The sequence below is a fragment of the Parapedomonas caeni genome (assembly GCF_041060555.1).
Taxonomy (GTDB): Bacteria; Pseudomonadota; Alphaproteobacteria; order Sphingomonadales; family Sphingomonadaceae; genus CAUJIW01.
Genome location: NZ_JBEUDS010000002.1, coordinates 162,330 through 185,646 on the forward strand (window position 1 = coordinate 162,330; position 23,317 = coordinate 185,646).

The following is a 23,317-nucleotide window of genomic DNA, read 5'->3' on the forward strand; positions in this document are numbered from 1 at the left end:
TTATCCAGCCTCAGTCCCACAGCTGCAAGTGCATGATGTCCTCGTCGTCGGCATGGTCGCCGACCATGAACTTGTAGTGGCCGACGATGGTGAAGCCGTGCCGGCGATAGAAGGCCTGGGCGCGCGGGTTGTCGGCATAGACGCTCAAGTAGACGTCGCGGGCGCCGCGGGCGTGGCACTGGTCGAGCGCCCAGGCCATCAGCGTCGCGGCGACGCCCTGGCCCTTGTAGGCCGGCAGCACGTAGAGCTGCTTCAGCTCCAGCGCCGTGGCGGGCGGGTTGGCCACCGGCAGGCTCATCGGCCCGATCTTGGCATAGCCCACCAGCGCACCGTCCACTTCCGCCACCCGGTAGGCGCGTGCCGGGTCGGCCAGCTCCGCCGCCACCGCCGGCAGGCCGTGCACCCGGTCGAGGAAGGCGTTGAGGTTGGCCGCGCTGTAAAGATGGCCGAAGGTGTCGATGAAGGTTTCCCGCCCGAAGGCGGCCAGCGCCCCGGCGTCCTCGATCAATGGTGCGCGGTAGTGAACGTCGGTCATGTGTCGAACCCCAGCGGTGTCGGCCATTGCGGTGCCACAAGCGCCAGCACCTTGAACAGGGTGCCCATTTCCTCCGGGTCGGCGAGCCGGCGCGCGGCCATCACCAGCGCCTCGGCGCGCGGCGGATTGGCCTTCGCCAGCTGGGCGGTGCGCACGTCAAGCCCGAGCTGGCGCAGGAAACGCCCCTGGGTGACCGGCCCCAGTGTGCGCGCCCCGGCCGCCTGTGCGGCCTCGACCAGCGCCTGGAAGTCGACATGGGCGGTGATGTCCGCCTCGCCCGGGGCGACCAGCGGATCGGCGAACTGGTGGCGCGCCAGCGCCTGCAGCGTGTCGCCGCGTGCGCGGGTCGCGTGACCGTAGTCGATGAGCAGCGCCGCGCCGCCGACCCGGGCCAGCGCGCCAGCGATGTCGGCGGCCACGGCCTGTCCGGCCGGGCACAGCTCCAGCACCTCGCCAGTCGCCGCGTCCGCCAGCAACGGCGCCAGTGGCGCCAGGTCGTCGGCGCTGGCGGGATGACCGGGGACGAACGCGAGCGTGCCGTCCGCGCGCGCGTCCACCGCCTGCCAGGCCCAGCCGGCGTCGGTCAGCACCAGCCGCTCGATGGGCAGGGCGTCAATGAACTCGTTGGCGACGATGAGCAGCGGCGCGTCGGCGGGCAGCGACGCCCAGTCGGCGTGCCAGCGGGCGTGCGGCAGCCGGGCCGCCTGTTCGGCCCGCAGCACCGGGCTCATCTCGACGAAATGGATGTCGGCGGCGGCATGGAAGCCCGGCACCCGCGCCGTCGCTCGCCAGGCGTCGGCCATCAGGGTGCCGCGCCCCGGGCCGAGTTCGACCAGATGGACGCGGGCCGGCCGGCCGGCCCGCAGCCACAGGTCGGCCGCCCACAGGCCGATCAGCTCGCCGAACACCTGGGAGATTTCCGGCGCGGTGGTGAAGTCGCCGGCCTGACCGAACGGTACCTTGCGCATGTAGTAGCCGTGGTCGGGGTGGCCCAGGCACAGCGCCATGTAGCGCCCCAGCGGCATCGGGCCGCGCGCGGCGATCTCGTCGCGGATCAGCCGCTGGAGGGGCGTCATGGCCATCGGTTCAGGCGGGGCGCTGGCGGCGTCCGGCGGTGGCGACGAAATAGGCGCCGGCCAGCACCATCGGCAGGCTGAGCCACTGGCCCATGTGCAGGCCGCTGCTCTGGGCAAAGCCGACCAGCTGCGCGTCGGGCTCGCGGACGAACTCGACGGCGAAGCGGAACACGCCATAGCCCAGCAGGAAGACACCGCCGAGCAGGCCGGGCTTCAGGCGCGCGTCGGTCCTGAAGAACAGCAGCAGCAGGATGGCGAGCAGCACCGGCCCTTCCAGCACTGCTTCATAAAGCTGGCTCGGGTGGCGCGGCAGCGGCCCGCCGGTCGGAAACACCACGCCCCAGGGCAGGTCGGTGACCCGGCCCCACAGCTCGCCGTTGATGAAGTTGGACAGCCGGCCGGTGAACAGGCCGATCGGCACCACGCAGCAGATGTAGTCACCCACCCGCATCCAGTCGAGCTTGTTGAGCCGGCAGAACAGCAGGATGGCAATGAACACGCCGATCACCCCGCCATGGAAGGACATGCCGCCCTCCCACAGCTGGAATGCCCCCAGCGGGTGGGCCAGATAGTAGCCGGGATTGTAGAACACAACATAGGCCAGCCGGCCGCCGAGGATGATGCCCAGCGTCGCCCAGGTGACGAAATCGTCGACATGGCGCCGCGCCATTGGCGCGCCGGGGCGGGCGACGAGCCGCAGCGCCAGCCACCAGCCGAGCAGGATGCCGGCGATGTAAGCCAGCGCATACCAGCGGATGGCCAGCGGGCCGATCTGCAGGGCAATGGGGTCGATGTCGGGGAAAGGCATGGCGGTGCGATGGACCGAGGTTGTAAAAGTGTCGAAGCGTTGCCCCCTTGTCGGGAAGGGCGTTGCCGAGGTCAAGCCTCTGCCTCATAGTACGGACTAGAAGAACGCAAAACTGGGGAGCTTCGGATGGTTGAAGGCACGGCGGGGGACCGCGCGGAAGAGTCGTCGCTGGAGGCGTTTCGTGCCGAGACGCGTGCGTGGCTGGAGGCCAACTGCCCGCCCGAGATGCGCCAGCCGGCGGCGGGTGACGACGACATGTGCTGGGGCGGCCGGCGCTGGGTGTTCAGGAGCGAGGCGCAGAAGGTGTGGCTGGAGCGCATGGCGGCGCGCGGCTGGACGGTGCCGGAATGGCCGCGCGAGTACGGCGGCGGCGGGCTGTCCAAGGCGGAAGCGAAAATCCTGCAAGCCGAGATGGCGCGGCTGGGCTGCCGCTCGCCGCTGAGTTCGTTCGGCATCTGGATGCTGGGGCCGGCACTGCTGAAGTACGGCAACGAGGCCCAGAAGCGCGAGCATCTGCCGAGAATAGCCCGCGGCGAGATCCGCTGGTGCCAGGGCTATTCCGAACCGGGCGCCGGCTCCGACCTCGCCGGCCTCAAGACCCGCGCGGAGGACATGGGGGACCATTATCTGGTCAATGGCCAGAAAATCTGGACCTCCTACGCCGACCAGGCGGACTGGATCTTCTGTCTGGTGCGCACCGACGCCCAGGCGCCCAAGCACCTTGGCATCAGTTTCCTGCTGTTCGACATGGCGAGTCCTGGCGTTTCGACCAGCCCGATCAAGCTGATCTCCGGCTATTCGCCGTTCTGCCAGACCTTCTTCGACAATGTGAAGGTGCCCAAGGAGAACCTGGTGGGCACCCTCAACAAGGGCTGGGACATCGCCAAATATCTGCTGACGCACGAGCGCGAGATGATCGGCGGCATGGGCTTTTCCGGCGATGGCCGGGAGGCGCTGTCGCAGATCGCCGCACGCGAGATCGGGCTGGAGAATGGCGCCCTGGCGGACAGCGGCCTGCGCACCGACATCGTGCGTCACGAGATCGATGCCTGGGCGTTCGCGCTGACCATGGAGCGGGTGCTCGACGAGGCGAAGGCCGGTCAGGGCACCGGCGCCCTGTCGTCGATGCTCAAATATTATGGCACCGAGCTCAACAAGCGGCGCAACGAACTGCTGATGTCGGTGCTGGGCAGCGACAGCCTGATCTGGGAGGGCGACAATCCGCGCACTGGCGGCAAGGCCGGCGAGCGGCCCAAGGCCTGGCTGCGCAGCCGCGCCAACTCGATCGAGGGCGGCACGTCGGAGGTGCAGCTCAACATCATCGCCAAACGCGTGCTGCAATTGCCCGGCGCCTGAGTCGCGCGTCGGCCATTCTCGCGCGTGACCGTATTTTCTGACGCCTGTTGTTGACGTTATTCTGTTTCTGGGGAGCAGCCGAATGGCGCTGGTACTGACCGAAGATCAGCAGATGTTGAAGGATTCCGTGGCGGCCTTTCTCGCCGACAAGGCGCCGGTGGCGCAACTGCGGGCGCTGCGCGACAGTGCCGATGCCACCGGCTTTTCGCGCGATCTGTGGCGGGAGATGGCCGCGATGGGGCTGGCGGGCGTGCTGGTGCCGGAGGCCGAGGGCGGTAGCGGCTTTGGCTATGTCGGCGCCGGCCTGGCGCAGGAGCAGATCGGCCGCAACCTGTCGGCCTCGCCGATGCTGTCGACCGCCATCCTCGGCGTCACGGCGCTGCTGCGCGGCGGATCGAATGCCCAGCGTCAGGCATTGCTGCCCAAGATCGCCGCCGGCGACATGCTGCTGGCGCTGGCCGCCGACGAGCTGGCCCGTCACAACCCCACCCGGGTGAGCACGCTGGCGACACCGTCGGGCAATGGCTTCCTGCTCAACGGCGCAAAGGCGTTCGTGCTTGATGGCCATGTCGCGGACAAGCTGATCGTCTCGGCGCGCACCAGCGGTGCGGAAGGCGCGCGCGAGGGCATCACGCTGTTCCTGGTCGATCGCGCCGCCGCCGGGGTCGAGGTCAGTCGCACCGTCATGGTCGACAGCCGTAACGCGGCGCACGTCAGCCTCGACGATGTCCAGGTCGCCGGCGAGGACGTGCTGGGTCCGGTGGATGGCGGCCATGCCATTCTGGAACGGGTGCTGGATGCCGGTCGGGCCTGTCTGGCGGCGGAGATGCTGGGCGTGGCGGCGGAATCCTTCGATCGCACGGTGGAGTATCTCAAGCAGCGCGAGCAGTTCGGCGTGCTGATCGGCAGTTTCCAGGCGTTGCAGCATCGCGCCGCGCATCTGTTCTGCGAGGTGGAGCTGGTGAAGTCGGTGGTGCTGCGGGCCTTGCAGGCGCTCGACGCCGATGATCCGCGCGCGCCTGCGTTCGCATCGCTGGCCAAGGCCAAGGCCGGTGAGGTGGTCAGGCTCGCGACCAATGAGGCCGTGCAGCTGCACGGCGGTATCGGCATGACCGACGATTTCGATGTCGGTTTTTTCATGAAGCGGGCACGCGCCGCGGCGGAGACCTTCGGCGACATCGCCTTCCATGGCGATCGCCTGGCGCGCCTGGGCGGTTATTGAGGGACAGGGAGCGGGGAGAAAGACATGAGCGTGGCATTCGACAAGACCTACGACGCCATTCTGGCCGCCATGACCGGGCCGGGTACCCAGCTGGAGGTGCATGAGGCGGCCATTGGCGGCAATACCCTGCCGATGTTCAAGAATGTGCCGGCGACCATGGCCGACTTCCTGAAGCTGGCGCTGCTGCATGGCGACAAGGAATTCATCGTCTACGAGGGCGAGCGCTATACCTTCGCCCAGACCTATGCCCGCGCCGAGGCGCTGGCCGCCTGCCTGCAGAACGACTGGCACGTCGCCAAGGGCGACCGCGTGGTGATCGCCATGCGCAACTATCCGGAATGGATTTTCGCCTTCATGGCGATCGCCATGATCGGCGCCATCGCGGTGCCGCTCAATGCCTGGTGGCAGGCCGAGGAGTTCACCTATGCGCTGTCCGACAGCGACGCCCGGCTGGCCATCGCCGACGAGGAGCGGGCCTCGCGACTGGCCCAGGTGCCGCATGAGCAGCGGCCGCCGGTGCTGGTGGTGCGGCCGTCGGGCTTCGTCAATGGCGGCATGACCGCGCTGTCGGACAGCGTGTTCGAGAGCGGTGCCAAGCCGACGCCGGTGGCCATCGACCCGGAGGACGATCTGTCGATCATGTACACCTCGGGGTCCACCGGCTATCCCAAGGGCGCGGTGTCGCGGCAGCGCGGCATGGTCTCGGCGGTGTTCAACTATACCGCCGCCGGGCTGACCATGTTGCAGATCACCATGCAGGACGCTGCCGCACGCGGCGAGACGGTCGATCCCAATGCCATGCCGCAGCCAGTGGCGCTGCTGCCGGTGCCGCTGTTCCACATTACCGGCCTGGTGCCGATCCTGCTGGTGTGTTTCGTCATCGGCCGCAAGCTGGTGATCATGCACAAGTGGGATGTGGTGACGGCCTTCCGGCTGATCGAGCAGGAGAAAGTCACCTACTTCACCGGCGTGCCGACCATGAGTCTGGAACTGATGCAGCATCCGGACCGCGACAAGTTTGACCTGTCGTCGCTGGTGGATATCGGCGGCGGCGGCGCGGCGCGGCCGGCTGAACATGTGGGCCGCCTGAAGGCGGCGTTCCCCGGCCGGAATCCGGGTATCGGCTACGGGCTGACCGAGACCAATGGTGTCGGCGCCATGAATTCCCGCGAGAGCTACTACGACAAGCCGACATCGACCGGCCGCCCGACCCGGCCGCTGGTGGAAATGAAAATCGCCGGCGATGACGGCGCGGCGCTGCCGACGGGCGCGGTGGGAGAGGTCTGCATCCGTTCGATCTGCAACGTGCGCGGCTACTGGAAGAAGCCGGAGGCGACGGCGGAAGCCTTCACCACTGACGGCTGGTTCCGTACCGGCGATCTCGGCTATCTTGATGATGAAGGCTATCTGTTCATCGTTGACCGCAAGAAGGACATCATCATTCGCGGCGGCGAGAACATCGCCTGCCTGGAGGTCGAGTCGGCGATCTATCATCACCCGGCGGTCGCCGAGGTCGCGGTGTTCGGCCTGCCCGACGAGCGGCTGGGCGAGATCGTTGGCGCGGTGGTCTATCTCAAGCCGGGCGAGCGCGTGGATGCCGAGGATCTGCGTGATTATCTGGCGCAGCACCTGGCGGCGTTCAAGATTCCCGCGCGCATCTGGCTGGTGGCGGACCCGCTGCCCAAGCTGGGTTCGGGCAAGATCGACAAGGTGATGCTGAGGAAGGCTTATCGGGAACTGGCCAAAGCCGTCGCCTGAGGCTGCGGCGACGCCGGCTGGCAGCGAAACGGGGATTCAAGTGGCGGGTGAATTGGGGTAGGGGTGGGGAATGATCGACCCGAAATCCGACCTGCCCACCGCCATCAATACGCCGCTGCCGCAACCCCGGACGACGCGCCGGCGCTTCCTCATCGGTGGCGCCGCCGGGCTTGGTCTGCTGGTCGGCTATGCCCTGTGGCCACGCAATCCGGCACTGACACTGGTGGCGCGCGACGATGAGACCATCGTCAACGCCTGGCTCAAGATCGGCGCTGACGGCCGGGTGGTGGTCGTGGTGCCGCAGGCGGAAATGGGGCAGGGCGTCTATACGTCTCTGCCGCAGATCGTCGCCGAGGAACTGGGGGCCGACTGGGCCACCGTGGCGGTGGAACCGGCGCCGCTGCATCCGGTATACGCCAACAAGCTGGCCCTGCAGGAAGGTGCCGACGTGTTGCCGGGCTTTGCCAGGGGGGTGGCGCGCTGGACGCTGGCGACCATGGCCGAGCGCTTCTCGTTGCAGATGACCGGCGGCAGCACCTCGGTGCGGGCCTTCCATGACACCTTGCGGCTGGCGGGCGCCACGGCGCGTGAAATGCTGTGCCAGGCGGCGGCGCGACGCTGGGGTATCGACATTTCGCAGTGCCGGACCGAGAACAGCGAGGTGGTGGCGGGCGAGCAGCGGCTGTCGTTCGCGCAGCTGGCGGCCGCGGCCGCGCTGGAGGAGCCGCCGGTCAACCCGAAGCTGAAGAAACGGCGGGACTTCACGCTGATCGGCAAGAGCCCGGCCCGGCTCGATCTGCCCTCGAAGGTCGACGGGTCGTCGCGCTTCGGCGTCGATGTGCGCGTGCCGGACATGGTCTATGCCTCGGTTCGCGCCGGGCCGGTCAACGGCGCGGCACTGGTCACGGTCGACGACGCGGCGGCGAAGGCCCGGCCGGGCGTGCTGGCGGTGGTGCGCGGTCCGACCTGGGCGGCGGTGGTCGCCGGCAGCTGGTGGCAGGCCAATCAGGCGCTCGACGATCTCAAGCTGACCTTCGACACCGACGGACTGGAGCACGTCGCGACCGCGGCCCTCGACAAGGCGCTGACGGAGGCGCTGGCCGGCAGTGGCCGGGTCTACGCCGAATCCGGTGATGTGGACGCCGCGCTGGGTGCCGCGACCGATGTTGTCGAGGCGTCCTACAAGGTGCCCTATCTGGCACACGCGTGTCTGGAGCCCATGACCGCCACTGCGCGGGTGACAGCGGACAAGGTCGAGGTGTGGGCGCCGGTGCAGTCGACGACGCTGGCGGTCATGGCGCTGGCGCGGGCGCTGGATGTCGCCGAGGCGCGTGTCGCCGTCTATCCGACCCTGCTGGGCGGCGGCTTTGGTCGCAAGGTCGAGACGGATGCCGTGGTGCAGGCGGCTCTGATCGCGCGCGAGGCTGGCCGGCCGGTGCAACTGCTGTGGAACCGGCAGGAGGACATAACGCAGGACAAGTTTCGCCCGGCGGTGGTGGCGCGCCTGCGTGGCGCGGTATCGAAATCGGGAGGGGTTACCGTCTGGCATCATCACATGGCCGGTGCCTCGGTCCAGGGCAGTTCCATGGCGCGGCTGATGCCCAGGGTCAGTTTCAGTGAACCCGATGTGACCTCGGTGCAGGGAGCCGTGCATCTGCCCTACGCCCTGGGTGCGCGGCGTGTCAGCCATGCGGTGGTCGACGCGCCGGTGCCGGTGGGGTCGTGGCGCTCGGTCGGTCACAGCTACAATGCCTTCTTCATCGAATGCTTCATCGACGAACTGGCGGGCGCCGCCGGCAAGGATCCGTTGCAGTTCCGCCTCGACCTGCTGAAGGAGGCGCCGGCGCATGCGGCGGTGCTCGCCCTGGCGGCGGAGAAGGCCAGTTATCTGGCGCCGTTGCCGCCGGGTCATGGGCGAGGTGTCGCGCTGCACGAGTCGTTCGGTTCCATTGTCGCCCAGGTGGCCGAGGTGTTCGTATCGGCCGAGGGCGCGCTCAGCATCAAGCGTGTCACCTGCGCCATTGACTGCGGGCCAGCCATCCACCCCGACATCATCGCCGGCCAGATGGAGGGCGGCATCATTTTCGGCCTGACCGCGGCGCTCAAGGGCGAGATCACCTTCGCCGACGGCATGACCCAGCAGACCAACTTCGATGGCTATCCGCTGCTGACACTGGCGGAGACGCCGGCGATCGACGTGCATATCGTCAGTCCGTCCAGCCGGCCGCTGGGCGGCGTCGGTGAACCCGGCACACCACCGATCGCGCCGGCTGTCGTCAACGCCATCGCGGCCGCCACCGGCATTCGCATCCGCCGGCTGCCGATCGCCGATCAGCCGCTGCGCAACAGCACGCCGATCGGGCTTTAGCCCTTGCACACGGCCTGTCGGCGCTTATCTGCGAGACCATGAGTTCAATGACCACAGACACCGCCGCCCGTCCGCCTGATCACCCGCCCGTCGCGTTTGGCCGCGTCGGCGTGCTGCTGGTCAATCTTGGCACGCCGGATGCCACCGATTTCTGGTCGGTGCGCCGTTACCTGTCGGAGTTCCTGTCCGACCGCCGGGTGGTGGAGCTGCCGCGCCTGCTGTGGCAGCCGATCCTGCAGGGGATTATCCTGACCACGCGGCCCCGACGCTCCGGCCATGCCTATGCGCAGATCTGGGATCGCAGCCGCAACCAGTCGCCACTGAAAAGCATCACCGAGGACCAGGCGGCGGCGTTGCAGGCGCTGCTGGGGCCGGATGTCGACGTCGACTGGGCGATGCGCTACGGCAACCCCTCCATCGCCGGGCGGCTGACAGCGATGAAGGCGCGCGGTTGTGATCGAATCCTGATCGCGCCGCTCTATCCGCAGTACAGCGGCGCCACCACGGCCTCGGTGGTGGACAAGGTGGGCGAGGCAATGATGGCCATGCGCTGGCAGCCGGCGCTGCGCACCTTGCCGCCCTATTACGACGATCCGGGCTATATCGCGGCACTGGCGGGCAGCGTGCGTGCGCGCATCAACACACTGGACTGGGAACCGGAGGTGCTGCTGGCCTCCTTCCATGGCATGCCGCGCCGGACGCTCGATCTTGGCGATCCCTATCACTGCCATTGCCAGAAGACCGGCCGGCTGCTGCGCGAGGCGCTGGACTGGCCCGCGGCGCGTTTCCATATCACGTTCCAGTCGCGTTTCGGGCGGGCGGAGTGGCTGCGCCCCTATACCGACCAGACGCTGCGCGCGCTGGCCGGCAAGGGCGTGAAACGGCTGGCGATCATCGCGCCGGCCTTCACCGCCGACTGCATTGAAACGCTGGAGGAGTTGTCGCTGGCCAACCGCGACCTGTTCCTCAGCCATGGCGGCGAGGCCTTCGCCTATGTCCCGTGTCTCAACGCCGGCAGTGACGGCATGGCCATGCTGGCCGGGCTGGTGCGCCGGGAGCTGCAGGGCTGGATCTGACTCCACAGGACGGGCGGCGCGCTGACGACGGGCGGCGACCCGTCACGATTGAGTCACACCTCGCTGTCATTTGCTTGGAAGCGGCCAATAAATCTGGTTAGCTCTTGATTGTGCGCTGCAACGCGCTCTAGCGTCATCACGGATCTGGAGGGGTCTTTATGTCACGAGTGGCCATAGTAACCGGCGGCACACGGGGGATTGGCGAGGCGATTTCGATCCGGCTCAAGGACATGGGCATGACCGTTGCCGCCAACTACGCCGGTAACGACGTCAAGGCCGGGGAATTCACGGCGCGCACCGGCATTCGTGCCTACAAGTGGAATGTCGCTGACCATGAAGCCTGCCAGGAGGCGGTGACACGCATCGCCGGCGAGTTGGGTCCGGTGGAGGTGCTGGTGAATAATGCCGGCATCACCCGTGACGGCACCATGCTGAAGATGACCTACGAAATGTGGAAGGAGGTCATCGACGTCAATCTCGGTGGCTGCTTCAACATGGCCAAGGCGGTGTTCGGCGGCATGCGCGAACGCGGCTTCGGCCGCATCGTCAACATCGGCTCGATCAACGGCCAGGCCGGCCAGTACGGCCAGGTCAACTATGCGGCCGCCAAATCCGGCATCCACGGCTTCACCAAGGCACTGGCGCAGGAGGGCGCCAAGTTCGGCATCACCGTCAATGCCATCGCGCCGGGTTACATCGATACCGAGATGGTCGCGGCCGTCCCCCGGGACGTGCTGGACAAGATCGTCGCCAAGATTCCGGTGGGCCGGCTCGGCCATGCCGAGGAGATCGCGCGCGGCGTCGGCTTCCTGTGTTCGGACGACGCCGGCTTCATCACCGGCTCGACCATGTCGATCAACGGCGGACAACACATGTACTGAACAGACAACGCCGCGCTTTTGGGGAGGAGTGCCGTTGGGGAAGGGGTCGCTGAAAACAGCGGCCCCTCCTTTTATGGGCGCAAAGGCCGTGGCCTGATAACGGCCTACTGACCGGGGTTGGCCAGGCGAGCGACGGTGAGCCCCTTGGCGGCGAGCAGGTTCTGCACGCTCTTGCCGCCGGCCAGGTGGCCGGCGCCGACGGCCACGAACAACCGGCCGGGCTTGGCCAGCCGCGCGGCGATCCATTCGGCCCAGCGGGCATTGCGGTCATCGATCAGCACTCTGGCCAGCAGCGGCGTCGTGCTCATTGATTCATTGAGCCGCTCGCCGACTTTCTCGACGTCACCACGCGCCCAGTCGTCGATCAGGGCGCCGGATTCCTGACGCAGCTTGCCGAAATCGTTCAGCGTCGCGGCGAGCAGCGCGGTCTCTTCCGCCGGCGGCAGGCTGGCGAAGAAGCCGAACTGCTGGCCCGGCGTTTCCAGGCCCATGATGGTCTTGCCGGCCGCGCGCGCCTGCGTTTTCAGCACTTCCTCGGCGCCGTGCCGGGGGTCGAAGCCGAGCTGGGTCAGACTGGTGACGGCAATGGTGGTGCCGGCCAGCCATGGACGCATGGTGTCCAGCGCCGCCATCGGCAGGCCGACCTGCCCGGCAACGGTCTCCAGCTGGGTCAACACCTTGGGCGGCAGCTGGTCGGTGAGCCGCCGGTCGGGCGGGTTGAGGCCGAGCTGGCGGATCAGCGGCGCGATGGCGGCCGGGTCGTCGGGCATCACGGTTTCCAGCACCAGCGTGTCGGCGGTGTCGAACGCCGCCTTCACCGGGCCGTCGAACCAGCGCAGGCCCTCGGGCAGCAGGTGGGAGGTGCCGAACAGGAAGATGACGGTGTCGTGATCGTGGATCACCCAGAGCGCCGGGGTCGCCACCGTCGCCGCCGGCGCGTCCTGGCGGGCCCGCGCGGCGGTCGCGCCGCCCAGCAGCAGGCCGCACGCGAGGACACCCGCCGTGACGGCGTTAATCAGGCCGCGCAGGCGCGACGGACGCATCGTCAGGCCTTCTGTCCGAGGTCGAGCCGGTGGCCGGTCTCGAAGTCCCGCACCAGCAGGTCGGTGATGGCGTCGGCGACCACCGCGGCGGGCTTCAGCGTCGCCGGGTCCTCGCCGGGGAAGGCGTCCTTGCGCATGGCGGTGCGGGTGGCGCCGGGGTTGACGATGGCAACCCGGACACTGGTGAGACGCGCCACTTCCTCCGCATAGCAGTCGAGCATCGTCTCCAGCCCGGCCTTGCTGGCGGCGTAGGGACCCCAGTAGGCGCGCGGCCGGGTGGCGACCGAGGAGGTCAGCGCGACGACGCGGCCGGCGGGGCTGGCCCGCAGCAGGGCGTCGAAATCACGGATCAGCCGGTAACCGGCGGTCAGGTTGGTGGCGATCACCTGATCCCAGTCCTTGGGCGGGACGTGGCTCAGTGGCGACAGCGGCCCCAGCACGGCGGCGTTCATCACCAGGATATCGAGCCTGCCCCAGCGTTCAGCGACGTGGGCGGCCAGCTGGTCGACATGCTCGCCCTGGGTGATGTCCATCGGTACGATGGTGGCCGAGCCGCCGGCGGCGTGGATCTGCTCCTCCGCGTGGGTGAGCCCGCCTTCGGTGCGGCCGACCAGCACCACGTGAGCGCCGGCCCTGGCCAGTGCCACCGCGGTGACCGCGCCGATACCCCGGCTGGCGCCGGTGACGAGCGCGATGCGATCCGCCAGCGGCTGGGTCAAATCACCCGCTCCGCCAGCAGTGACAGCTGGTCCGGACGGTCGTTGTCCTCCAGGTCGGTGAGCCGGGTCGGGTAATCGCCCGTGAAGCAGGCGTCGCAATACTGCGGCGCGTCGTCCACCCGCATGTCCTCGCCGACCGCCCGGTAGAGGCCGTTGATCGACAGGAAGGCGAGGCTGTCCACCTTGATGTAGCTGGCCATGCGTTCGACATCCATCTGCGCCGCCAGCAGCTTCGAGCGCTCCGGCGTGTCGACGCCGTAGAAGCAGCTGTGCCGGGTCGGCGGGCTGGCGATGCGCATGTGGACCTCGGCCGCGCCGGCCTCGCGCAGCATCTGCACGATCTTCACCGAGGTGGTGCCGCGGACGATCGAATCGTCGATCAGCACGATGCGCTTGCCGGCGATCTGGGCGCGGTTGGCGTTGTGCTTCAGCTTGACGCCGAGGTGGCGGATGTGGTCGCCGGGCTGGATGAAGGTGCGGCCGATATAGTGGCTGCGGATGATGCCCAGCTCGAACGGCAGACCGGAGGCCTGGGAGTACCCGATGGCCGCCGGCGTGCCGGAATCCGGCACCGGCACCACCATGTCGGCCTCGACGCCGCTTTCCAGCGCCAGCTGGGCGCCAATGCGCTTGCGGATTTCGTAGACGCTGAGGCCATCCACCACCGAATCGGGGCGGGAGAAATAGACGTGCTCGAAAATGCACGGCCGCGCCCGCACGGCGGCGAACGGCTTGTGCGACTGCAGGCCGCGCTCCGACAGCACGATCAGCTCGCCGGGGTCCAGCGAGCGGATGAAGGTGGCGCCGACGATATCCAGCGCGCAGGTCTCGGAGGCGAGAATGTACGAGTCGTTCAGCCGGCCGAGCACCAGTGGCCGCACGCCCAGCGGGTCGCGCACCGCGATCAGGCCCTCGCGGGTGAGGCAGACCAGGCTGTAGGCGCCCTCGATGCGGCGCAGGGCGTCGATGAAGCGGTCCAGCAGCGTGCGGTAGCTCGACGTCGCCACCAGGTGGATGATGACCTCGGTGTCGGAGGTCGACTGGAAGATCGAACCCTGGCGGACCAGCTGGCGGCGCAGCGTCGTCGCGTTGGTGAGGTTGCCGTTGTGGGCGACGGCGAAGCCACCGGTGGCCAGTTCGGCGAACAGCGGCTGGACGTTGCGCAGCGCCGTCTCGCCGGTGGTGGAGTAGCGGACATGACCGATGGCCGAGGTGCCGGGCAGCTTGTCGATGATCTCGGCGCGGTCGAAGTTGCCGGCGACATGCCCCATGGCGCGGTGGTTGTTGAAGTTGGCGCCGTCCCAGCTGGTGATGCCGGCGGCTTCCTGGCCGCGATGCTGCAGGGCATGCAGCCCGAGCGCGGTGATGGCGGCGGCGCCATCGGTGCCATAGATGCCGAAGATGCCGCACTCCTCGCGCAGCTTGTCGTCATCGAAGGGGTTGGTGGTAAAGGCGGCGAACGGTTGATTCATCGCGGCTTCCATACTTGCCCCCCAACGACACACGCGTCCCGCCGCCGTCCTGCCCCGGTGGTGGTGACTCGGGCGGTCATATAACTGTCTTGAGCCGCTTTGTCCTCCCCTATTGTGCGTCCGGTGCCGGACGCGCTACCAGCATCAGCGGACGGGCACCGGTCCGGACGGCAAGGGCAGGAACAGCGATGGCAGGGACGACACCGGACGACATCACCACCGCCGAGCGGGAGGAAGGCAGCCGGCTGCTGCCGCGCTTCGACGAGCGCGGCCTGGTGGCGGCGGTAGCGACCCATGCCGAGACCGGCGAGGTGCTGATGCTGGCCTACATGAACGCCGAGGCGCTGGCGCGCACCATCGCGACCGGCGAGGCGCACTACTGGTCGCGCTCGCGGGCCGAAATCTGGCACAAGGGCGCCACCTCGGGGCATGTGCAGACAGTGGTCGAACTCAGGGTCGACTGCGACCAGGACGCGGTGTGGCTGAAGGTGCTGCCGCACGGGCCGGGCCAGTGCCATGTCGGCTATCCGGGCTGTTTCTACCGGCGGGCGCCGCTCGGCCAGCCGGCGGGCGAGCCGGTGCGGCTGGAAACGGTGGAGGCCAAGGCCTACGACCCCAAGGCGGTGTACGGCCATTAACCCGGCGGAGGCGCGGGTGCTGGCGCGGCGCGGGTTCAGGCGGCGTCCTGCGTGCTCGAACGAGGGGCGACCGGCACGAACAGGTTGACGGCGCCGGGTGCCAGCGGGTCGATGTCGAGCTTGCTGCCGGTCATGGTGATTGCCTTGGCCAGTTTCCTCTTCAGGGTCGCGGCGTCGACGTTGGGCTTGTAGCCCAGCGACTTGAAACCGATCTTGACGATGCTGCGGGAGGCGGCGACCTGGACGGTCATCTGCGAACTGTCCTTGAAATAGTCGCCGATCACCAGCAGCACGTGGTTGAGCGCCGGAATATCGACCGTCAGCGCGGCGGCGGCCGGGACCACCACTTTCAGTGATCGCTGGCCGATCAGCGCCCGTTGCAGGATCGTCTTCAGGCCGGCGGCGTCGAGGTCGGTCGGGTTGGCGCTCACCAGCCCCTGGGCGAGTGCGCGTTCATAGAGCAGCATGTCCATCAGCACCGCCGCCTTGGGATTGCGCGGCGCCGCGACGGCCATCAGATGATCAACGGAAATCTCCTTGCGCGCCATACTCGTACCGTCTGTCGCCAACTGCCTCAATGCCCTGTAGGTTCGTCATCGACCGGATGACTGGCACCATCAAACGGCACAGACGTCAACGAAACGTAAATGCTTGTCCAGCCGCGCCGCCGGAGGAGACCAATGGCCCATCGGCACCGGCGACTCGCCGGACCCGCAGCGGTTGCGGGCCGGGCCGGCGTCCGGCCTCAGGCCTCGATCCTCGGCTTGCCACGGGTGCCGCCCTTGCTGGCCCCTCCCTTGCTTGCCTTGGCACTGGGGGCCGCCGGCACGATCTCGAAGGCGAGCTTGTCGTCCTTGAGATGTACCCGCACCTCGCCGCCGTTGACCAGCTTGCCGAACAGCAGCTCGTCGGCCAGCGGCTTCTTGATCTCTTCCTGGATCAGACGGGACATCGGCCGGGCGCCGTAGAGCCGGTCGTAGCCGCGCGCGGTCAGCCAGTCCTTGGCCTCGTCGGTGAGCGCGATGTGAACGTTGCGATCGGCCAGCTGCATCTCCAGCTGGAGGATGAACTTGTCGACGACGCGGGCGACCACCGGGGTCGGCAGATAGTCGAACGGGATCACCGCATCCAGACGGTTGCGGAACTCCGGCGCGAACATCCGCCTGATCGCCTCCTCGTCCTCGCCCTCGCGGGTCGAACGGCCGAACCCGATGGCATCCTTGGCCATCTCTGCGGCGCCGGCGTTGGTGGTCATGATCAGCACGACGTTGCGGAAGTCGACGGTCTTGCCGTGGTGGTCGGTCAGCCGACCGTTGTCCATCACCTGCAGCAGGATGTTGAACAGGTCCGGGTGGGCCTTCTCGATCTCGTCGAGCAGCAGCACGCAGTGGGGGTGCTGGTCGACGGCATCGGTGAGCTGGCCGCCCTGGTCGAAGCCGACATAGCCCGGCGGCGCGCCGATCAGCCGGCTGACCGAGTGGCGCTCCATATATTCCGACATGTCGAAGCGGGTGAGCGGAATGCCCATCAGTTCGGCGAGCTGCTTGGCGACCTCGGTCTTGCCGACGCCGGTGGGGCCGGAGAACAGGTAGCAGCCGATCGGCTTGTTGGGCTCGCGCAGGCCGGCGCGGCTGAGCTTGATCGCCGCCGCCAGCGCCTCGATCGCCTTGTCCTGGCCGAACACCACCCGCTTGAGCTCGCCGTCGAGGTTGGCCAGCGTCTTCTTGTCGTCGGTGGAGACCGACTTGGGCGGGATGCGGGCGATCTTGGCGACCACGCCTTCCACCTCGCGCACGCCGATGACCTTCTTGCGCTTGTTGGGCGGCACCAGCATCTGCGAGGCGCCGACCTCGTCGATGACGTCGATCGCCTTGTCCGGCAGCTTGCGGTCGTTGATGTAGCGCGCCGCCAGCTCCACCGCCGACTTGATGGCCTCGGCGGTGTACTTCACCTTGTGGTGCTCTTCGAAATAGGGCTTCAGCCCCATCATGATCTTGATCGAGTCCTCGACGGACGGCTCGTTGACGTCGATCTTCTGGAACCGGCGCAGCAGCGCCCGGTCCTTCTCGAAGTGGGAGCGGAACTCCTTGTAGGTGGTCGAGCCGATGCAGCGGATGGCGCCCGACGACAGCGCCGGTTTCAGCAGGTTGGAGGCGTCCATGGCGCCGCCGGAGGTGGCGCCGGCGCCGATGACCGTGTGAATCTCGTCGATGAACAGGATGGCGTGCGGCATCGCCTCCAGCTCGGTGACGACCGCCTTCAGCCGCTCCTCGAAGTCGCCGCGATAGCGGGTGCCAGCCAGCAGCGCGCCCATGTCCAGCGCGTAGATGACCGCCGGCTCCAGCACTTCCGGCACCTGATGTTCAATGATCTTGCGCGCTAGGCCCTCGGCGATGGCGGTCTTGCCGACGCCGGGATCGCCGACATACAGCGGGTTGTTCTTCGAGCGCCGGCAGAGAATCTGGATAGTGCGCTCGACCTCGGCCTCGCGGCCGATCAGCGGGTCGATCTTGCCGGTACGCGCCTTGTCGTTGAGGTTGACGCAGAACTGCTTGAGCGCCGAATCCTGGGGCTTGGCCTGGCCCTTGCCCTTGGCGCCCTTCGGCTCCTGTTCGTCGCGCGGCGGTGTTTCATCGGCGGTGCCGCGCACCCGGCGCGGCTCGGCGGTGCCGGTCTTGGCGATGCCGTGGGAGATGAACGACACGGCGTCCAGCCGGGTCATGTCCTGTTGCTGCAGGAAGTAGACGGCATGGCTCTCGCGTTCGGAAAACAGCGCCACCAGCACGTTGGCGCCGGTCACGTCCTCCCGGCCGGACGACTGCACATGCAGGATCGCCCGCTGCACCACCCGCTGGAAGCCGGCGGTGGGGGAGGGCTCGACGCCGTCCTCGGCCTTCAGCGAGTCCAGCTCGGTGTCGAGATACTGGCTGACCTGCTGGCCCAGTTCGTCGATGTCGACGCCGCAGGCGCGCATCACCGCGGCGGCGTCGCGGTCGCCGACCAGCGCCATCAGCAGATGTTCCAGCGTGGCATATTCGTGCCGGCGGCGCCCGGCTTCCGCCAGCGCCTTGTGCAGGGTCTGTTCGAGCTGCTTGGAGAAGGACGGCATCTACGCACTCCCGTGGGGTCAGCCGCGGGGGTGAGACCGAACCCATGCCAGAAAGATTGGACGCTTTTGCCCGGCAATCAAGAGGGAGAAAGGCCCGGGCGGCGATTCAGGGTGATGTCGCCGCCCTGCCGCCGGGCTTGCGCCCCGGCTTGCGCCCCGGCTTGCGCGGCGCCAGCGCCCGGCCGACCTCGGCCTCGCGGGCGGCGATCCAGTCCGGGTCGGCCAGCGGCCGGCCGGTGCGCAGCCGCGCCTCGATGGCCTCCACCGCCGCCGCGTCCAGCCCGCCCGCCGCCATCCCCCGGCGCAGCAGCGCCCGCCAGTTGCGCACATGCCGGCCCAGCGCCGCGACATCGGTCAGCGGATCGTCCGCCACCCGTTTGCCCGCCACATGGCTGCGCGCGCTCGACCAGTGCCAGTCGGCCGCCGTCGCCACCAGCCCCGCCGCCACCGGGTTCTGCTCGACATAACGCACCGCCGCCATCAGGTGGCCGTCGTCCATCGGGTAGCTGGCGAAACGGCCCTGGAACAGGTGGCCACGCCAGCCCTCGCGGAAGTTGACATGGCGGGTGTAGCGCCGGTGCGCCTCGCCCAGCGTCGCGCGCAGGCCGTCCGCCGTGCGCGGCACCAGCACCAGATGGACGTGGTTGTCCATCAGGCACCAGGCGAGGCAGCGGGTGTCGCTGGCCCGCGCCGCCTCGGCCAGCAGACCGAGGTAAAGCTCACGGTCGTCGTCATGGAAGAACACCGGCAGGCGACGGTTGCCGCGCTGGGTGACGTGATGAGGAACATCGGGCAGGACGATACGGGCGAGTCTGGCCATGGCCCACCGTGTCACAGCAGGCGCAGAATGTCAAAATAGGTATACTGTCCCCGGAAATTCCAGCCGCATTCTGCACCCTCGGGCGTGGGGTGCTGCCACTACACGGGCGGCGGCGCTCGCATGTCCGACCATATGACCCAGTCCTTCAAGGCGGGGGCGTAGTCGGTGACAGCAGCCACAACCGTCTGCATAAAGGAATCGTCAGCCTCGGGATGCACTCGGATGCCGACAAGGTGTTCTTCTGGAGGCCAGTCCAAAGGAAGGCCGCTCTCTTCACTGGCATCCTCATTCGTCAGCAAGATTCGAAACTCTTGCTCATATTCAAATGGGGGCCGCTTCTTCGTTATGAGGTCTTCTCGTGTGGGGGTCCGCTTGGCGCTACCGGGGTTTTCATATGATACTTTGAAGAGCTGGGGACCATGCAGCGATGCAACGAGCTTGTCGTAGGTGGTTTCGAGTGCGACACCTTCCGCTGACCCACAGTAAATCCGCCAGAGCGCGTGAGATTCATGTTCTGACGCGCGCCAGCAATTTACGAAGGTCGTTTTGCGCCACTTCGGGATAATCCGCATGGCACGCTCTATGGCAGATTCAATCGGCCCGCCGTTTAACGGTAGCTGCGGAGGCGGATGGTGCTGGATGACGTGCTGAAGTTGGTTGCCCGCTAGTGCCATTTCCCAAGGGTCGCCCAACAGATCGGCTCTGGAAAGCCATAGTTGCTTGCGTTGAAGCATCCACAGAAAGCGGGAAAATTTCATATATCGCCACATCTTATTCGGTGCGGCACTCGAATTGGTTCCAATCTGCATGGTCAACGCACCCCCTCTCATGAGGTCATATGCGCAGCATTTCAGCGGCGGTGCTAGAAATACGCTTGAAGTGCGCCAGTGGCGGCTCAGTGTCCCAAAAGGGTGTTCGCGTAAGTGACTTTAATTGTTAGGAAAAATTGGTCGGAACGAGAGGATTCGAACCTCCGAGCCCCACACCCCCAGTGTCGGGGCCGGCTACATGTCGAGATTGGCGATGGCGGCGCGCGCCCGACCCGCATCACCGTGTCGTCCAGCCGGATGCGCGCGATCACGACCGCCCCCGGCGGGCCATCCACAGGCCGAAGCCGAGCAGCAGCAGGCCGAGGAAGGATTCCCACACCGCGCGGGTGATGTCGGCGACGGCGCCGTGCGACACCTGAACCAGCGCGCTCGACAGGCTGAGTAGCGCCAGCAGCACGCAGGCCAGACCGATCCAGCGGCGCACACCGCGCCGGCGGCCGGCCATTGGCGGCGACGGCCGGGGGGCGCGCGTCGACGCCCGGCGACCGCGCGGCGTCGCGGAGTCCGCCGCGCCGGAAGCCTCGGGGGTGCCGGGCGGCTCAGGCCGCGCCGAAAACTCGCCGGAAGATGGTATCGACATGCTTGAGATGGTAGCCGAGGTCGAACAGCGCGTCGAGCTCGGCGGCGCTGAGCGCCCTGGCCACCTCGGCATCGTCCTTCAGCAGCGCCAGCAGCGACAGCGCGCCGTCGGACTCCCACACCTTCATGGCGTTGCGCTGCACCAGCCGGTAGGCGTCCTCGCGGGAGACGCCCTTCTGGGTCAGCGCCAGCAGCACCCGCTGCGAGTGGACCAGGCCGCCCATCTTGTCGAGGTTCCTGGCCATCCGCTCAGGGTAGACCACCAGCTTGTCGATGACGCCGGTCAGGCGGGCGAGCGCGAAATCCAGCGTCACCGTGGCATCGGGGCCGATCATCCGCTCCACCGACGAGTGGGAGATGTCCCGCTCGTGCCACAGCGCCACATTCTCCATCGCCGGCATCGCATAGGCGCGCACCATGCGGGCAAGCCCGGTGAGGTTCTCGGTCAGCACCGGGTTGCGCTTGTGCGGCATCGCCGACGAGCCCTTCTGGCCGGGCGAGAAATACTCCTCCGCCTCCAGCACCTCGGTACGCTGCAGGTGGCGGATTTCGACCGCCAGCCGCTCGATCGACGAGGCGATGACCGCCAGCGTGGCGAAGTACATGGCGTGGCGGTCGCGCGGGATGACCTGGGTCGACACCGGCTCCGGTTCCAGCCCCAGCGCCTTTGCGACATGCTCCTCGACGCGCGGATCGATGTTGGCGAAGGTGCCGACGGCGCCGGAGATGGCGCAGGTCGCCACTTCCTTGCGCGCCGCCACCAGCCGGTCGCGGCAGCGGCTGAACTCGGCGTAGGCCTGGGCGAGCTTCAGCCCGAAGGTCACCGGCTCGGCGTGGATGCCGTGGCTGCGGCCGATGCACGGGGTCATCTTGTATTCGAACGCCCGGCGCTTGATCGCCGCCAGCAGGGCATCGATGTCGGCGAGCAGGATGTCGGCGGCGCGCACCAGCTGGACGTTGAGGCAGGTGTCGAGCACGTCCGAGGAGGTCATGCCCTGGTGGACGAAGCGGGCCTCGGGGCCGACATACTCCGCCAGGCTGGTGAGGAAGGCGATGACGTCGTGCTTCACCTCGCGCTCGATCTCGTCGATGCGGGCGACGTCGAAGTTGCCGCGCTCCCATACCGCCTTGGCGGCCTCGGCCGGAATCACCCCCAGCTCGGCCAGCGCGTCGCAGGCGTGCGCCTCGATCTCGAACCAGATGCGGAAGCGGGCTTCCGGCTCCCACAGGGCGACCATCTCGGGGCGGGAATAGCGGGGGATCATAGGGCGAGGCCTTCCTGAAAACCGGGGAGCGGCCGCACGCCCCGGGAAGCGCGCCAGCCGGCGACAAGGCCGCTGCCTATCAAAGGCCGCCCCGCCCGGCAAGCAGGGTCTGGCGGATCGGGTCGCGGGCGGGCGGATGGCGCGGCGGCACGGGCAGGGCGGGGTAGCCGGGGGACGGCTCGGGCGGGGTGAGGTGGACGGGGTGGGCCGGCCTGACCGGCGCCCATGAGGTTCCGCTTGCGGGCGGGCGGCAAATCCGTATAGTGCGCGCCGCTTTACAGGCTCTTGCTGGTGCAGCATGCGGAGAGGTGGCCGAGTGGTCGAAGGCGCTCGCCTGGAAAGTGAGTATAGGTCAAAAGCCTATCGCGGGTTCGAATCCCGCCCTCTCCGCCACCGGCCTGCGGCGCTCGTCCGGTCGGCCGCGACCGGCCCCCGCCTCTTGTCTCCTACGCCACCCGGCCGGTGATGGTGCGCAACGGCCAGCTGACAGTGCGGCGGGCTTCCGGCGTGTCGCCCCATAGCGGCGCCAGGGTCTGCGCGAGTGCCGGCAGCGGATCGCGGCCGGTGGCGCTGCGGTAGCGCTGCACCGCCGACCAGGTGGCGAGGTAGCCGGTGAACTGCTCCAGCGTCCACGCGACAGTCATGGTGAGGGTGGGAAAGGGCACCTCGGGGAAGCGGCGCGGGATGCTGGCGTAACCGCTATCGATATGGCGGCGATCGCCTGGCCAGTAGGGGCCGATGTCGCCCCGGTAGAACTCCAGCACGGCAGTGTCGATTGCCTCGTCGATGGTCGCCAGCTCGTACATCACCGCGACGAACAGCCCGCCCGGCCGACACACCCGCGCCACTTCGTCGTAGAAGCGCGGCACGTCGAACCAGTGCAGCGCCTGGGCCACCAGCACGGCGTCCACGGTGTTGCTGTCCAGCGTCGAGGCCTCCGCCGTCGACACCGAATAGTGCACCTTCGGGTGCCGCTCGGCCGAGCCGACCTGCTGGGCGCTGGCATCGGTGGCGAACACCCGGTCGAAGGCCGCCGCCAGCCCGAGGCTGGCCTGGCCGTTGCCGCAGCCGCAGTCCCACGCCGCCTCGCGGGCCGGCGCCGCCTCGGCGATGGCGGTGAACAGCGCCGCCGGATAGCGCGGGCGATAGTCCCGGTAGAGGGCGGCATGGCGGGAGAAATGATCCTGGAAGTTGCTCAACGGTCCACCACTTTCAGAAGCTTGCGCTCCAGCAGATTGAGAATATTCGCCAGCTCGTGACCGCGCTTGAGCACGGCGCCGGCCGGCCCCAGCAGCGCGTAGGCACCCTGACGACGGGTGAGGTCGGGGCGTTTGACAATCTGGGCATCCGGTCGTTCCGAGGCGCGCTGGAAGATCGAGAAGGTCGCCTGGTCGCGGCCCATGTCGATGGCGTAGTCGCGCCAGATGCCCGAGGCGACGCCGCGCCCGTAGATGTTGAGCAGGGCGCCCAGCTCGCGGCGGTCGAACACCACCTGCGGCGTTCTGGGGGAGACCCTGTCGGGCAGGCGGTGATCGGGCAGGCGGTGGTCGGACGGGCGGTTGTCGGACAGGCCGGGCCGGTCGTCGGACGACGCGGCGGGGCCGGGCCTTATGGGTGTGACATTCTCCATGACCCGACCAATATAGTCCGATCAGGACCGCCACACAGCGACCTAGATCAACTTTCCGGGACGGATTTGGGGGGGGGCTCAGCCCACGGAATGGCGCTTGTGGGCTCAGCCGACGGAATGCCGACTTGTGGG

21 protein-coding genes and 1 tRNA gene are annotated in these 23,317 nt (G+C 68.0%); 8 read left to right on the plus strand and 14 right to left on the minus strand.

Translation table 11 applies throughout. The annotated features are described in order from the left end of the window. Window positions 1-10 precede the first annotated feature (10 nt). Genes ABU113_RS02440 through lgt form a run of 3 tightly spaced genes read right to left on the minus strand, consistent with a single transcriptional unit; the run spans window position 11 to window position 2,419 of the window. A complete protein-coding gene (locus ABU113_RS02440) occupies window positions 11-535 on the minus strand; it encodes an N-acetyltransferase family protein (protein ID WP_454557883.1) in 525 nt (174 codons plus the stop codon). Then, on the minus strand, window positions 532-1,611 hold the full coding sequence (locus ABU113_RS02445; protein ID WP_454557884.1) for a class I SAM-dependent methyltransferase: 1,080 nt from the start codon (window positions 1,609-1,611) through the stop codon (window positions 532-534). Before ABU113_RS02445 ends, ABU113_RS02440 begins: the two co-directional genes overlap by 4 nt. A 10-nt stretch (window positions 1,612-1,621) precedes the next feature. Beyond that, entirely contained in the window at window positions 1,622-2,419 is a 798-nt protein-coding gene (gene lgt / locus ABU113_RS02450) for a prolipoprotein diacylglyceryl transferase (protein ID WP_454557885.1), read from the minus strand. Between the two features lie 126 nt (window positions 2,420-2,545). On the opposite strand from lgt, the gene ABU113_RS02455 reads away from it, so the two are divergent. The 6 genes from ABU113_RS02455 to phbB all read left to right on the plus strand — a co-directional run bounded on the left by ABU113_RS02455 (window position 2,546) and on the right by phbB (window position 11,080). Next, window positions 2,546-3,775 carry an acyl-CoA dehydrogenase family protein gene (locus ABU113_RS02455; RefSeq protein WP_454557886.1) on the plus strand — a complete coding sequence of 410 codons (1,230 nt, stop codon included), beginning with the start codon at window positions 2,546-2,548 and terminating at the stop codon, window positions 3,773-3,775. Between the two features lie 82 nt (window positions 3,776-3,857). After that, the gene (locus ABU113_RS02460; RefSeq protein WP_454557887.1) at window positions 3,858-4,997 is read left to right on the plus strand and encodes an acyl-CoA dehydrogenase family protein; all 1,140 of its coding nucleotides are present in this window, start codon (window positions 3,858-3,860) and stop codon (window positions 4,995-4,997) included. Window positions 4,998-5,021: 24 nt separating this feature from the next. Next, window positions 5,022-6,755 carry a class I adenylate-forming enzyme family protein gene (locus ABU113_RS02465; RefSeq protein WP_454557888.1) on the plus strand — a complete coding sequence of 578 codons (1,734 nt, stop codon included), beginning with the start codon at window positions 5,022-5,024 and terminating at the stop codon, window positions 6,753-6,755. A gap of 70 nt (window positions 6,756-6,825) precedes the next feature. Beyond that, complete coding sequence (locus ABU113_RS02470; RefSeq protein WP_454557889.1) at window positions 6,826-9,123, plus strand: molybdopterin cofactor-binding domain-containing protein; 2,298 nt, start codon at window positions 6,826-6,828, stop codon at window positions 9,121-9,123. A 47-nt stretch (window positions 9,124-9,170) separates the two neighbouring features. Continuing rightward, on the plus strand, window positions 9,171-10,199 hold the full coding sequence (gene hemH, locus ABU113_RS02475) for a ferrochelatase (RefSeq protein WP_454557890.1): 1,029 nt from the start codon (window positions 9,171-9,173) through the stop codon (window positions 10,197-10,199). 158 nt (window positions 10,200-10,357) lie between these two features. Continuing rightward, complete coding sequence (phbB, locus tag ABU113_RS02480) at window positions 10,358-11,080, plus strand: acetoacetyl-CoA reductase (RefSeq protein ID WP_454557891.1); 723 nt, start codon at window positions 10,358-10,360, stop codon at window positions 11,078-11,080. Between the two features lie 104 nt (window positions 11,081-11,184). Here phbB and ABU113_RS02485 read toward each other — a convergent pair whose 3' ends face one another. From ABU113_RS02485 to purF, 3 genes are read right to left on the minus strand one after another with little or no spacing between them, the layout of a single operon-like run. Beyond that, window positions 11,185-12,123: a TraB/GumN family protein gene (locus ABU113_RS02485; RefSeq protein ID WP_454557892.1), complete on the minus strand. Its 939-nt coding sequence runs from the start codon at window positions 12,121-12,123 to the stop codon at window positions 11,185-11,187. Between the two features lie 2 nt (window positions 12,124-12,125). Next, window positions 12,126-12,842, minus strand: a complete 717-nt coding sequence (locus ABU113_RS02490) for an SDR family NAD(P)-dependent oxidoreductase (protein ID WP_454557893.1) — start codon at window positions 12,840-12,842, stop codon at window positions 12,126-12,128. After that, window positions 12,839-14,314 (minus strand): amidophosphoribosyltransferase, encoded by a 1,476-nt coding sequence (purF, locus tag ABU113_RS02495; RefSeq protein WP_454557894.1) that lies wholly within the window; start codon window positions 14,312-14,314, stop codon window positions 12,839-12,841. The genes ABU113_RS02490 and purF overlap by 4 nt, the downstream gene beginning before the upstream one ends. 188 nt (window positions 14,315-14,502) lie before the next feature. Here purF and hisI point away from each other — a divergent pair, with 188 nt between their 5' ends. Next, window positions 14,503-14,952 (plus strand): phosphoribosyl-AMP cyclohydrolase, encoded by a 450-nt coding sequence (gene hisI, locus ABU113_RS02500; RefSeq protein ID WP_454557895.1) that lies wholly within the window; start codon window positions 14,503-14,505, stop codon window positions 14,950-14,952. A gap of 35 nt (window positions 14,953-14,987) precedes the next feature. Here hisI and ABU113_RS02505 read toward each other — a convergent pair whose 3' ends face one another. The 6 genes from ABU113_RS02505 to purB form a co-directional block, all read right to left on the minus strand. After that, window positions 14,988-15,500: a hypothetical protein gene (locus tag ABU113_RS02505; protein ID WP_454557896.1), complete on the minus strand. Its 513-nt coding sequence runs from the start codon at window positions 15,498-15,500 to the stop codon at window positions 14,988-14,990. 197 nt (window positions 15,501-15,697) lie between these two features. After that, window positions 15,698-18,061 carry an ATP-dependent Clp protease ATP-binding subunit ClpA gene (clpA, locus tag ABU113_RS02510; RefSeq protein ID WP_454557897.1) on the minus strand — a complete coding sequence of 788 codons (2,364 nt, stop codon included), beginning with the start codon at window positions 18,059-18,061 and terminating at the stop codon, window positions 15,698-15,700. A 106-nt stretch (window positions 18,062-18,167) separates the two neighbouring features. After that, complete coding sequence (locus tag ABU113_RS02515) at window positions 18,168-18,881, minus strand: transposase (protein WP_454557898.1); 714 nt, start codon at window positions 18,879-18,881, stop codon at window positions 18,168-18,170. Window positions 18,882-18,979: 98 nt separating this feature from the next. Further along, on the minus strand, window positions 18,980-19,696 hold the full coding sequence (locus ABU113_RS02520) for a DUF2971 domain-containing protein (RefSeq protein ID WP_454557899.1): 717 nt from the start codon (window positions 19,694-19,696) through the stop codon (window positions 18,980-18,982). Window positions 19,697-19,958: 262 nt separating this feature from the next. Beyond that, window positions 19,959-20,291, minus strand: coding sequence for a hypothetical protein (locus ABU113_RS02525; protein WP_454557900.1), 333 nt, complete (start codon window positions 20,289-20,291; stop codon window positions 19,959-19,961). Beyond that, window positions 20,251-21,555 carry an adenylosuccinate lyase gene (purB, locus tag ABU113_RS02530; protein WP_454557901.1) on the minus strand — a complete coding sequence of 435 codons (1,305 nt, stop codon included), beginning with the start codon at window positions 21,553-21,555 and terminating at the stop codon, window positions 20,251-20,253. The genes ABU113_RS02525 and purB overlap by 41 nt, the downstream gene beginning before the upstream one ends. Before the next feature lie 302 nt (window positions 21,556-21,857). Here purB and ABU113_RS02535 point away from each other — a divergent pair. After that, window positions 21,858-21,948 (plus strand) — tRNA-Ser (locus tag ABU113_RS02535). A 53-nt stretch (window positions 21,949-22,001) separates the two neighbouring features. On the opposite strand, the gene ABU113_RS02540 is transcribed toward ABU113_RS02535, so the two are convergent. Together ABU113_RS02540 and ABU113_RS02545 are read right to left on the minus strand one after the other, a co-directional pair. Then, the gene (locus ABU113_RS02540) at window positions 22,002-22,754 is read right to left on the minus strand and encodes a class I SAM-dependent methyltransferase (RefSeq protein WP_454557902.1); all 753 of its coding nucleotides are present in this window, start codon (window positions 22,752-22,754) and stop codon (window positions 22,002-22,004) included. After that, the gene (locus ABU113_RS02545) at window positions 22,751-23,185 is read right to left on the minus strand and encodes a DUF2794 domain-containing protein (RefSeq protein WP_454557903.1); all 435 of its coding nucleotides are present in this window, start codon (window positions 23,183-23,185) and stop codon (window positions 22,751-22,753) included. The genes ABU113_RS02540 and ABU113_RS02545 overlap by 4 nt, the downstream gene beginning before the upstream one ends. Window positions 23,186-23,317 lie beyond the last annotated feature (132 nt).